This is a genomic window from Pseudoalteromonas sp. S3431, assembly GCF_000690035.1.
GTDB lineage: Bacteria > Pseudomonadota > Gammaproteobacteria > Enterobacterales > Alteromonadaceae > Pseudoalteromonas > Pseudoalteromonas fuliginea.
Genome location: NZ_JJNY01000082.1, coordinates 17497 through 29266 on the forward strand (window position 1 = coordinate 17497; position 11770 = coordinate 29266).

An 11770-nucleotide genomic window follows, 5' to 3' on the forward strand; every position below is an offset into this window, starting at 1 on the left:
CATTCCTGAATTAGTCATATGAATAACTACAAGACGCACGCATCCAAAAACTGTGAAAATTAATTTCAATTATTTTGTAAGCGGCCGTTTAATAATTAATTTAGTGGGGGAATACGGGCTTATTGAACAACAAAATCCAGTTCAATTTCCCATTTGCCAATACCTTCAAATACATCGCCTAAGGTATTAGCGAGGGCTATTTTGTGATTGCGAGCAGGCACTAAAATATCATGTGCATTATCGGCGCTAATTACGCTGTATTGTTTCTCAGTTTGACCTTTTTTAGTGGCACGGATCACTTGAATCATATCCACTGCAGGGTGGGTTTCTAGCACTTGTGCTATTGATGCTAAATAAATAGTACGCTCAAGCGGTTTATCTAATTTATTCCATGGTGTTAGTGAATCTACTACCATCTCGTTCAGGTCAATAACAGTGCTTTGAATATCGTATAATGGATCAATTTTTACGATCAATTCCAGCTGTACTTCAACATAATTTGGATCATCTATTTCAATTGTTAAGTTTGGTACAGACAACGCATTTACCTGCTCCCTAACTTGTCGCTTAAGATAACGCGGCACCTTGGGCTGCAACACCGTAACATCATAATTAAGCGGTACAACTACAAGCGATAAACCAGATGCATTAACCACAGGACGTACCGAATGCAACTGCGGGAAAGTTTGTAAAACGAAGTGCTCATAATCCCACCCGCTTAATAAGCGCTGTCGATGATGTAATCGTTCACTCACCCGACGGTCAAATTGCACTGTTTTTTCTGCTACTTTGGCATCAAAAGAAGCAAAAGGCTGCAATACTTTATCAACGTTAGGGTTGGGTAATAGCAACTTACTAATAGACTCACTGGGTAATGGTTGATCAAAATGAGAGGCGTCATTACCTTGGCTGGTTAGAATCACCTTCATACCTTGCGCAAACACCCCTTTGAGTTTGGAGTAAATAGGAAAAGCATTAACGAAGCTACTCGGCACTTCAGTTTGACTATGATCTACCGTGGCGCGTAGCCAAAGCTTACCATCGTGATTAAATGAACCGTCTTGTGTCAGCTCAGGTAAATAAAATACCACTAACCCCGAATCGAGTAGATCATAAGTGCTGTCTCTGAGGATGCGCCCCTCACCCGCTTGACCTTGTGATTCTTCACGCTTGAAACGATGCCAAGTACCTGCGTTAAAGTACTCCCATACAAATAACGGGTTATCACCCATGTTATAACCATCAACGGGGTCAACCTGATAGTACATACGCACTTGCCCTGGCGTATTGACTTGGCTAAGCGCTATATACAAATAACCAAATTTTTCTATTCTGGGCAGTAAAGACAATAGGCTTTGCTTGTTCAATTGCTCAGTTGGTCGCCCAACAGGAGTTATATGCTCTAAAAAAATAGGATTACCCACTGTCAGCGCTGATGAAGTAATACTTTCACTCTCATAGTGCAAAGTTAAGCTATCAAGAGTTGGGGTGTAAGGTGCATTCACTAATACAGGGTTATTTGAATTAGCATTCTTATAAGCAAATAGCTCAATCACTTTGGTATAATCTTTGTGGGCAAAATCTTGCTCTGATAACTCTAAGGTATAATACTTAGGCCATTTACTAGCTGTTAGCTCATCAAGGGGTAATAACTGATAGTCACGCAATGCATTATTATCGTTATACACAAAGGTTAGTGTGTTAATAGCGATATTATTTTTTACTTCAGGCAACGCGCCCGAATCTTCATTATAAAACAACTCAAGATGCGTTTGCGCATCACTTCTCGCATCTGAGCGAGAAATATTCACCACAGTGTGTGGCCAAGTTAAGCAGTGGCAATCACTTGAAAACAGTGTTTCCACCAACAATTCAATGCCTTCACAAGGTTGATCAACACCACATGAGGCGCTGCTATCAAAATAGCGTTCATCTAGACTATGCTGTGCACTGTAATAATAACTGTAGGCACGATAATAATTATCAAAATTATCGGGTCTATCTAACCATGCAAACTCGACATTAGCATGAGTGATATTTTTGATAACCAGTTCGGGGTGAGTAAAATGAACTTTAGACGCCAACCTTGGCGTCAGACCAAACGGCTCAAATGGCTTTGAGGTATCTAAATCTATCTCGCCATTATTCGCAACCACGCCACCTAGACCGCTCACTTGTGTAGTTAAACTCATTTGTGAGATTGTGAAACTATTAAAGCGCGTAAATACACTCGAATCATCACTATAGAGCAGATAGTAATAATCATTTTTAAGTACCAAAGCAATAAAAGGCAGGGCTTTATCTTCGCCAATAGGCGTATCTTCTAATGGTGTTATGGCAGGAAACAAACTATTGAATGTTAATTGCAGATGCTGTTCAACAACGCTCAATTGAGCTGCATCGATTTCTTTAATCCCTTCACTGGTGGAAATATAGAAGTCAAACCAAGTTAACCAATTTTGTAACAGTGCTTGTTCTCCAAAACCTAAGCTGACGATACGTTCACCGCCACTTAAAAATAAATCTTGTGAAGCAATTTTAAAGCCAACCTCAACACTTGATGACACTTGTTCAGCTAGCTTTTGCCCAAAAGTAGGCTCGCTTTGCTCAAGTAATATACTCTGCTCATTATCAAGTAATACTTGCTGATTTAAACTGATTCGGTCTGAAGACTTGATTTTATTAACAGTAGCAACATAATCCACTTGCGCTTTGCTAATAGTCACTACTTCATCAGTACTGTAAATAAGAGGGGCTCCCTCTGCATCTTTACCACCATCAAATTGTGTTCCCGCAGGTAAAGTCAGCATATCAACATTATTCAACGACATTACTAAATGCGCACTGTCTGCGCTTTCTGATAACGGCTCAAAGCGCAACACTTCACCATAAAAATGATCTAAATGCCGCGCTACAAATTGATTAAACTGAGCATTACTGTGTTGTAATAAATCTATAAAGGTGAGTAATAACGCCATATCAGGACGACTGGCTAACTGTTTAATATGTTCATCCGCGTTACCATATTCAATTAGCTGCGCAAGACCCGCAAGCTTTTCTGGCTCGGGTAGTAGGTTTTCCCATGTGCCATTAGCTGATAATACACGCTCATCGATATAGTTTACTTGTTTGGCCAGCACAGATAAGTACTTCAACCAAGCGTCTACAGTACGCGGCTCTATGTAAAAAAAAGAACGAGATAACGCTTTAATATGCCGCCCTAGTTGACTTCGTCCCACTTCACTTGGGTTAACTGTATTAAGCGTCGCAACGGTGAGGTTGTTGTTAGACTTCAAAGTCATGATAGTACCTTGATAAGTAATAGATTTAATTAAAATGCAATAAAATAAAGCGTGCTCACAAAGATGACAGAACGTACTTTGATAGTGGCTAAACTGACTGCTCAGTCAAGTAGAATGGAAACACCATGTTGCTACGGCTGTTGGTTTGCCGTATCACGTAGTTAAGCTGAATTAACAGCACGCCGTCGTACAATTCGCTACTATCAAATTCGATGGTTTGCAGAGTAATACGAGGTTCATGATTAAGTAACACGGTGGCAATTTCTTGTCTTAGTTGCGATAAACTCTGTTCATTAGCATCAGCAAATGAATAACTCGAAAGACCAGAACCCATATTGGGCGACAAAGGCCGCTCTCCGACTAAGGTATTTAAAGTCAAATGAATCGCTTGTTTAAGTAAGGTTTCACCGCTATCCATACCAGGCCCTGTGGCGGGGTTGCTAAACTGCACGGGAAAGCTCCAGCCAGTTCCTAGAAAAGCTTGATTTAACATTGCTGCTCCTTTTAGCCTTAATTTGAGGTTATTTTACATCCACACCTTTGCCTTCTAGTGTGATGCTATCTGAAGTTTTAAAATTAATGGCTTTTGCCACCTCTAAGGTAGACTTATCTTTGCTTTCAATCATTAATGACTCCCCTGCAACCAAAGACGTCATATCTTTTTGGGTTAGTTTTAAGCCTTCTTTAGCGCCAAAAGTGATGGTGTGATCGGCGCTACTTTGTAGTGTAAGTAGCGGCTCTTTTAAGGTGAATTGCAACGCTAATGCTTGCTCTTTAAAAAACAATCCGCGCTGCTCATTTTTATCATCATATTCAAATGGTGGCTTTGCTTTGGGGTTATGACATGCACCTAAAATCACAGGGTAACGACTATCGCCCCCAATAAATCCAACCATTACTTCTGTATCTATGTCTGGGGGCAGAAACAACCCCTCTTCAGCTCCTGAGAAAGGACTGGCTAACCGTGCCCAAAGTGGTTTTTCACCACTGGCACTGGGTAATAAAACTGGGATACGGTGTAATGCTTGTGCATCGGCTTTAAATGCAGCTACTTTCCCTATCAACATTGGGGTATAACTTGGTTTAGCATAGTCTGACCAAATACTTAGCGTTAAAGGAACACCCAGTATGAATTCACTAAACCAGCCATCACTCGACAAATGGTGATGAATTTCACCCACCACATAATCACCACTATATTCCTTTCCCACTCCAGAGAGTGTCAGTGCATCTAAATGCTTGACTTTAGTAAGCGCTTTTTGCGCAGACATATCTATACGTACATGCCCTTGGTACATATCGAGTAATCGATAATATTGCTCAGCACCGGCTTTAGCCGCCAACTCTAATTTTTCAATAGGTGCTTGTGATAGGCGTAAAGTATCAGGTAAAGCCATCGCCGTATCTGCATCACTGTGAGTTTTAAACTTAGCAGCCGGCATGACTGGATCAGCATTGTCGTAGAGTTTTTGTTCTTTTATATCCCAACTACTGTATTGCAGTTTTTTAAGATGCGAACTCACATCACAGTGCAAAGCGAAATCAACACAGCCATCCATTGCCACGTTAAATTCATGCGCAGTGGGAGTGTGTTTTGCCAAATCAACAACGTGATTTTTGCCATCGTTAAAAAATGCAAAACCATTGCACAGCACTCGGCGCATAAACACCGCCCATGGCTGTTCATCCACCACTAAAAATTGGTGATGTTCAATTTTACTGGCCGCTATAGTGCCAGGCGTTGCACCGTATGTAGTGAGTAAATCACTGAGAATATCGCCGTCTTTGGCTTTTTCATCATAGAGTTTACTCATGGCACTTTGACACAGCTTAATTGTATCGGCTCGAGCTTCAATATGCATAAATGGTTGCCGTTCAAAGCCTATACCTTGAGCAGTAATAACACCGCTAAATAGTACACTTTGTTCGCCATCACCAAAGCCGGCTTTTAGCTCTATCGCTTTACCCATAGTGAATAGCCCTTCATCAGTTTTAGCAAAGGTTTCTTTGGCCATATCACCGTCGTCAATTACTAAACTCAGATGCGCAATTTGATTAACGCCGTTTTTTACAGTTGCTTCTCGCAAGGCGAATTTATCACTGATTTTATTGCCCTCTACGGCAATGGTATATCGCAAATCCATACTAACGCTCCAACGGCGGATAAATGATTTGCGTACCCACCTCAGCGCTACGAATAGAAGGTAGACGATTAACCATCGCCACCTGATGCACGAACTGTTGGTTGCCGTATATTTTTGCACTTTGCACAAGCACCGAACTGCCCGCCTTATGTTGGATAACATGAGTTAAGTCGGGAGAACTTTTACCTGATTTAAGTTTCATTTCTTTTTCAGATAAACACTCCACCACGCAACAATGAACTTTGGCTTTTAAACGGCGTCCTTTGTTATCTACCAGTTCAGTTTCTACTTTAGTGGTGCATAACATGCCATCAAATGTCCCACTTGGGCCATGATTAAGTACCATATTCAATGGTTGGACTGTCACATAAGTGGGTTCGTGTGTTTCACTCTGAACTGCGGTGCCATACTTCAACAAAGTTTGGATGTTTTTTTCTGTTTCTATGTTCCCTTGCAACTTTGCTAGTAATTCGGTGGGTAAATCAATAATGGTGTCATCTAGCAAAAAGGTCACCGATAGCTTTGAAGGCGAAGACTTTTGATATTGGCTTGCGCCGCTTTCGGCGCCTATCGTTTGTGATTTTTGAATACTGTTGGAATAGCTGGTTTGCAACGATTTTGCATCATACGCAAGTGTCATCTCAGCCAGCTGGTTACCAGAGCCACGCTCTATTTTACTATAAAAGGTCACTTTACATAGCGGTGACCCAGCCGCATTTGCGCCAATACCTATCATTTTTATGGCCTTTTTTGTTTAGTAAATTGCTGAAACTGCTTGTCTATGTAGCGTTTTAAAGATTTTTCGATTTGTTCAACTTGGTTATTAATAGTCCCAGTATTTTCGCCTGTGCTAGTACTTTGTGATTGCGGCCTATCGCCATCAGGTTCACTTTGTCCAGATAAACGAGCTTTAACATGAATCGCATCACATTGAATTTCCATTAGCATCACCTTGTCTTTAATGTGTTAAGTAAAAGGAATTGGCACTGTCACCAAGTTTTGATAGCTAAACGTAATAGACTCAATGAGTACATCGTTACGCGTTGCATCTAGACTGTCCCACTCCCAACTTTCCATAAATGCGCGAGTGACTAGCCATGCTTTTGTGGGTAGGTTGTTATCGCTAAGTAAAGTGATCAAAATATCGTTGCGAACCGCAAACTGATTCCACTGCGGTAAACTAATAAAGTTTGTTAATTCCAAGGTGCTACCAGTGCGCAGTACACCACGTTTCAAAGTTAAGGTGCGCGATTGTTTATTACTGCCTACCGTTGCTCGATTACCGTCATACTCAATGTTGCGATTAACTTTTAGGCCACTGATTTCCTTAAAAAAAATATCTATCGGATTCGGTATAGCCGCTGATGTAATTAGCGCAGCAAAGCGGTATCCCACCATAGGTGTTGTTAGTTCTTGAATCATAGTAATGTCCAAAAAGGGCACTAACGTGCCCAAGACAAGGAGAATAAAATTAGTGGAATTCGATCTTAATATCATCGGCCATCATTTCTAACGACTCCACACTGGCTTCGTTTGAGCCACCATTAATACTTGGCGCTGTAAGCTTTTTAGGAAAAGCATTAATCACCTTCCAAGTAACCAATGGCTGTGAACGGTCTTCGTTAGTGAGTGAAATAGTAATGTCTTTTTTATCAACCAAATTTAAGCTAATTGATGAAATCCAATCATAAAACTGACTCTTTTGACGCACTAAACCTCGTTTAAGTGTGATATTCACATCGGTTGATTGCCCAGGCATGTGCTTTTTGCCGTAACCATCTTTGTAAGTAATGGTTTCAACACCAATGTCTAAGCCCGACACTTCAGAAAACGGAATGCTCTCCTCACCAAAACTAACGACAAATCGATATACCGGGATCGGGTATTCTGCTGCAATGTCTGCTGCTGTAGTAGCCATAAAAAACTCCAAAAAATAATAATTTTAGTGCCCAAGTTACAATAAAACTTAGGTAAATAAGTAAATTAAAAAGGCTGATTGAGAAAACATAAAACGTATAAATATGACCCCCAACCAACCTTGGTCGGGTTCGTTAGCCTTCTAAGCTCTTATGTGAGAAGGTTAATACAATAAACTCAGCAGGGCGTACCGCAGCTAAACCAATTTCTATATTCATTACACCATTATTGATGTCGTCTTCGGTCATGGTTTGGCCAAGGCCTACGTTTACAAAGAAGGCTTGATCTGGGGTCTCACCAAAGAAAGCACCTTGACGCCATAAATTCTCAAGGTAACTTTCAATCATGGTTTTGAGCTTTAACCAAGTGAAAGGCGTGTTTGGCTCAAACACCGCAAACTGTGTGGCTTTTTGAATTGACTCTTCCACTAAGTTAAATAAACGGCGAACCGATACATAGCGCCACTCATTGTCATTACCAGCAAGAGTACGTGCACCCCAAACCAAAGTCCCTTTACCAACAAAGGTACGAATCGCGTTGATTGATTTACCAGAAATGGCATCAACGTTAAGGCTCTCTTGCTCAGTGCTATCAATAGCAAGCGTTGGCGCAAGCACTTGCGATAAAGCTACGTTAGCAGGTGCTTTCCATACTCCGCGTTCTTTGTCGGTTTTAGCGATAATACCCGCAACGGCAGGTGACGGAGGCAATACGAGATAACTTTTTGCTAACGCCGCCTTAGCTTGATTATAAATTTGCGCGTTATAATCTGTATTTGTACTGTCATCATTACCTAGTACAGATAGCATCACATCTTTGTAAGTTATAGGGTCTGCTGTTTCATCTTCTACTACCTTAACAGTCACGTTTGCTTCATCGTAACTGCGTGCGATAGTCGTCTTTAAATATGGGTAGTAAGATGCACCATATTTTAAACCCTGCGTTACTTTGGCGCGCAAACGTTCAGAGTCATGAACAATTGCAGTAGTCCCAGCAGGCGTTTCTTGCATTTGCACATCAACTAATGCAAAACGGTCCATGCGTTTTTCTGCATGTTTAAGCGCCTTATTTTGCACCTCGTAGTGGCCAACTTCGTCTAAACCAATTGCTTCTGGAGATGAAATAAGTGTTACTTCATCAACCTTATTTAAAAGGTCAATGCCAGCGCTATAAGACTCTTTTGACGCAAGTGTACCTGCCATACCAATAGAAACGACATAACACGCCCCACCACCATTAGCAAAAAAGTGACTAACTGCTTGATGAAGAAAGAACTTAGCACCTTCTAGTTTTGCAAGATCATCAGCAACAGCCGCTACATTGGTAATATCATAACCTTTAGAGCTAGGCATTAGCGTAAAGCTCTCTTTGTATGGGCCACCAAAGTTTGCTTCAAACTGCACCATGCTAGTAATACGCACAGGCATGTTTAAAAAGTTGGCAGCATCACCGGCTTCATTAAGTTGAGTGGTATGACCAATAAATGCTGGAATTGCCGTTGCCACCTCTGCGACTGACGGCGGTAGAATTGATTTTTCTCTAACGTAGACGTCAGGGGTTTTATATTGAGACATAGTATTTCCTTTAGTTAATAGAACGCATTCTTAAACGCCGAAATGGCAAGAATTAGGGATTGAGCACCAAGCAAGCCTTTTATCAATGCCTACCCACCAAATAAAATGGATAAACGCCTGGCGGATCCTACTTAGTACTCAAAAGACTTTATGGGTTAACCCACGGCTCCGCCTCATCAGTCACAACTGATGGCAAAATAATTGAAACTTACTTAGAAGAAAATTTGAGTTACCTCACAACCAGCTTCATCTGTCACGTTAAGGCCTGTTAACCTTTTAAGATTACAGCTTGTTCTATCTAGGGACGATTAATCGCGTTGCGAGGTTTATAACCTAGTGGGCTCGGTAACTGATCTTGCGTTACCCTATTGGCTTACATCCATGTAACAATAAATTGAAACCAAGCAACAAAGAGTAAATCGCCCCTAGGGCGAACCCAAAGGGCTACACATGTTTGGTTTTTTATACTGCGTTATCGCCTATTTATAGGGGTTAACGCAGCATAGGCGCTGCGCTGCGTTGCCTACAAACCAAACATACCGCTGTAAATTCAACCTCGAAAGGTAAACAGCCCTAATAACAAGTTTATTTATATTGTGTTCAGAAGACGTTGTTCGATAAGAAATGTGAAAACTAATTGAAATATAATTTTGTAATGCATTATTTTATAGTTAGCGAGAAACACCTTTGAGTTTTTCAACGGTTCGTAAGCCCGCTAGCCCCAACATGGCCAAAGTAAGCTCCATCATGACGTCGAGTGGTAATTGTGGAGTACCAATCTCTGGCAACAACCACTGCAATATAGGATTAATAACAAAGGCAAATAAAAAGCCAAGGCCGCACACCCACATTAAAAAAGGCCGGGCACCCGCCACAAATAAACTACGGTGAGATGCTTGCACTTGATTAATTTTTGCTTGAACTAAATTAGGTTGCTGCGCTACACGTTGTTTGAGAATATCTAAATTTAGCGTTTCTTCATCACTAGTAAATAACTCATCTAGTATTGAGCCGATTGCGTTAATAGGCTCTTGTGCTTTGGAAGAAAATAAAACCGATAACAGTCCCATCATTTATTCTCCTGCTTAAAATTAAATATGCTTTTTTGCTGATGAAGAGTAATAACGCTCCACGAACTAAACAACTGTAAGCTTTGTCTGCCCTGCATCAGTAAACTCAATAGTAATATTGATCATAGGAACGGGATCGGGTACACCTTGTGGACTTTGCGCTGGTTTTGAAATTTGTAGTAGCGCCATTATTTGCGTGTCTTTGGTGACTAGCGCTGTTTTAGACTTACCTTTAACCGTTAAATTTGGCTTACCAGAAATGACTTTACCCATCGCAATACCGCCCTTAAAAGCAGCGTTATCGTAGTTTGACTGAAATTTTTGCAACCACTGTTTTACATCATCCTCAGTGAGCACTGCTTTTTTACCTTGTGAGAATTTGTTTTTAGTCACAGTTGGAATTTTATCACTGGTTTTTACTAGCTGCTGGGCGCCATTAACTGTAATTTTAATCGCAGCACCATCCACACATACAAGCGGCATAACCATCCCTTACTCAAATAAAATAAATTGCATACCTGAACAGACGCGTGAAAAGTAAAAATGTGAAATCCAACATTATCACAATAAATGAAAGTACAATCATGTAGGAAGTTTAAGGGGTCACGGAAGTTTAAGGGGTCACGGAAGTTTAAGGGGTCACGGAAGTTTAAGGGGTCACGGAAGTTTAAGGGGTCAGAGTTTAAGGGGTCAAATCGCTTGCTTCATAATACTGTCAAAAATAGCATCTAATTGTTTTGAAAATTGCTTATCCTCTCTGCGCTTTTTCCTTATTTGATGAGTAATAAAACTCACAGAGCCACTATGACCAAGGTTAAAATACTCTGCAATATTACTTAACTTTTCAGCCAAAACCTCTTGGCAAAAATACATGGCAACTTTACGTCCTTCAAATCCTTTGCTTGGCCCTTTAAGCACACTGGTAATTTTAGATAGCGGGCAAGCATAATAATCAGCAACCGCCATGACCACCTCATTCATTGTGATATTCGGTTTTAGTTGCTGTAAAACCTCAGGTTCGGGGCTATTTATCAGCTGAGTATTTTTAAGCCAACGTTTAAAACCATCACTGCCCAAAACCGATGCAATATTACCTTTGTCGTAAAAGTCAGTGAGTTCATCACTGCTACCTCGTAATACATAAGCTTTGTACTGCTTAAACTTGTGACGATGACCCAGTATTTGATAAGTAAAGTCGCGCGTAAGCCATTCTGGTGGTTTTACTTTCCCGATATAAGCTGGGTAGCTCGACCAAGAATAGTGCGCTAAGTCATCCACCAGCGGCATAGTCATATCAATAGGATTACGATGGATATAGCGGCTTAATTGCAGCAGATACTCATCTTTTTCGACCAATATCGCCTTATACCTCCCGCGAAATAATGGCCCATCGGTATGCTTCAACTTATTATATCGCTGAGTATAAACCCCATTAATATGGCGCATAACACGGCCTAAATTCGCTTTGGGTGTTTCAATCAACAAATGATAGTGGTTCGTCATAAGGCAATACGCATGAATAACGCAATCAAAGCGCGCTTGTGCCTCACCCAATGTGGTTAAAAAGGCTTGAAAGTATAATTCGTCGTGAAAGGTATTTTGCCGTCCGCGCCCACGGTTCATAACATGATAAAAAGCATGTTCGTACTCAATTCGTTGTGGCCTTGGCATTGTGAACTACCTGTTTTAATAATACTCCTTTGAAGGTAGTCGACTTATGTCATGAAGCAAGTGATTTGACCCGGTAATCCCCCCATTTTTAA

Annotated in this window: 11 protein-coding genes; all 11 read right to left on the bottom strand. The window is 40.9% G+C overall.

Features of this window, described 5'->3' with window-relative positions; all coding sequences use genetic code 11:
* Window positions 1–119: 119 nt before the first annotated feature.
* On the bottom strand, window positions 120–3302 hold the full coding sequence (locus tag DO88_RS03075) for a hypothetical protein (RefSeq protein ID WP_033040669.1): 3183 nt from the start codon (window positions 3300–3302) through the stop codon (window positions 120–122).
* A gap of 88 nt (window positions 3303–3390) precedes the next feature.
* The gene (locus tag DO88_RS03070) at window positions 3391–3795 is read right to left on the bottom strand and encodes a GPW/gp25 family protein (protein ID WP_008136319.1); all 405 of its coding nucleotides are present in this window, start codon (window positions 3793–3795) and stop codon (window positions 3391–3393) included.
* Between the two features lie 28 nt (window positions 3796–3823).
* Window positions 3824–5446 carry a phage baseplate assembly protein V gene (locus DO88_RS03065; protein WP_033040670.1) on the bottom strand — a complete coding sequence of 541 codons (1623 nt, stop codon included), beginning with the start codon at window positions 5444–5446 and terminating at the stop codon, window positions 3824–3826.
* Between the two features lies 1 nt (window position 5447).
* Entirely contained in the window at window positions 5448–6182 is a 735-nt protein-coding gene (locus DO88_RS03060; RefSeq protein WP_007377696.1) for a CIS tube protein, read from the bottom strand.
* 2 nt (window positions 6183–6184) lie between these two features.
* Complete coding sequence (locus DO88_RS03055) at window positions 6185–6388, bottom strand: hypothetical protein (RefSeq protein ID WP_007377697.1); 204 nt, start codon at window positions 6386–6388, stop codon at window positions 6185–6187.
* Window positions 6389–6412: 24 nt separating this feature from the next.
* Entirely contained in the window at window positions 6413–6868 is a 456-nt protein-coding gene (locus DO88_RS03050; RefSeq protein ID WP_008136322.1) for a phage tail protein, read from the bottom strand.
* 49 nt (window positions 6869–6917) lie between these two features.
* Window positions 6918–7364: a phage tail protein gene (locus DO88_RS03045; RefSeq protein WP_007377699.1), complete on the bottom strand. Its 447-nt coding sequence runs from the start codon at window positions 7362–7364 to the stop codon at window positions 6918–6920.
* 133 nt (window positions 7365–7497) lie between these two features.
* Complete coding sequence (locus DO88_RS03040; protein ID WP_007377700.1) at window positions 7498–8937, bottom strand: phage tail sheath family protein; 1440 nt, start codon at window positions 8935–8937, stop codon at window positions 7498–7500.
* 671 nt (window positions 8938–9608) lie between these two features.
* Entirely contained in the window at window positions 9609–10010 is a 402-nt protein-coding gene (locus DO88_RS03035; RefSeq protein WP_007377701.1) for a 3TM-type holin, read from the bottom strand.
* A gap of 63 nt (window positions 10011–10073) precedes the next feature.
* On the bottom strand, window positions 10074–10490 hold the full coding sequence (locus tag DO88_RS03030) for a hypothetical protein (protein WP_033040672.1): 417 nt from the start codon (window positions 10488–10490) through the stop codon (window positions 10074–10076).
* 207 nt (window positions 10491–10697) lie between these two features.
* Entirely contained in the window at window positions 10698–11678 is a 981-nt protein-coding gene (locus tag DO88_RS03025) for a transposase (protein WP_033023753.1), read from the bottom strand.
* Window positions 11679–11770 lie beyond the last annotated feature (92 nt).

Bases quoted from the DNA above. Each gene is read 5' to 3' on its own strand.
- DO88_RS03075 (WP_033040669.1), bottom strand. From the start codon at position 3,302: ATGACTTTGAAGTCTAACAACAACCTCACCGTTGCGACGCTTAATACA.
- DO88_RS03070 (WP_008136319.1), bottom strand. From the start codon at position 3,795: ATGTTAAATCAAGCTTTTCTAGGAACTGGCTGGAGCTTTCCCGTGCAG.
- DO88_RS03065 (WP_033040670.1), bottom strand. From the start codon at position 5,446: ATGGATTTGCGATATACCATTGCCGTAGAGGGCAATAAAATCAGTGAT.
- DO88_RS03060 (WP_007377696.1), bottom strand. From the start codon at position 6,182: ATGATAGGTATTGGCGCAAATGCGGCTGGGTCACCGCTATGTAAAGTG.
- DO88_RS03055 (WP_007377697.1), bottom strand. From the start codon at position 6,388: ATGGAAATTCAATGTGATGCGATTCATGTTAAAGCTCGTTTATCTGGA.
- DO88_RS03050 (WP_008136322.1), bottom strand. From the start codon at position 6,868: ATGATTCAAGAACTAACAACACCTATGGTGGGATACCGCTTTGCTGCG.
- DO88_RS03045 (WP_007377699.1), bottom strand. From the start codon at position 7,364: ATGGCTACTACAGCAGCAGACATTGCAGCAGAATACCCGATCCCGGTA.
- DO88_RS03040 (WP_007377700.1), bottom strand. From the start codon at position 8,937: ATGTCTCAATATAAAACCCCTGACGTCTACGTTAGAGAAAAATCAATT.
- DO88_RS03035 (WP_007377701.1), bottom strand. From the start codon at position 10,010: ATGATGGGACTGTTATCGGTTTTATTTTCTTCCAAAGCACAAGAGCCT.
- DO88_RS03030 (WP_033040672.1), bottom strand. From the start codon at position 10,490: ATGCCGCTTGTATGTGTGGATGGTGCTGCGATTAAAATTACAGTTAAT.
- DO88_RS03025 (WP_033023753.1), bottom strand. From the start codon at position 11,678: ATGCCAAGGCCACAACGAATTGAGTACGAACATGCTTTTTATCATGTT.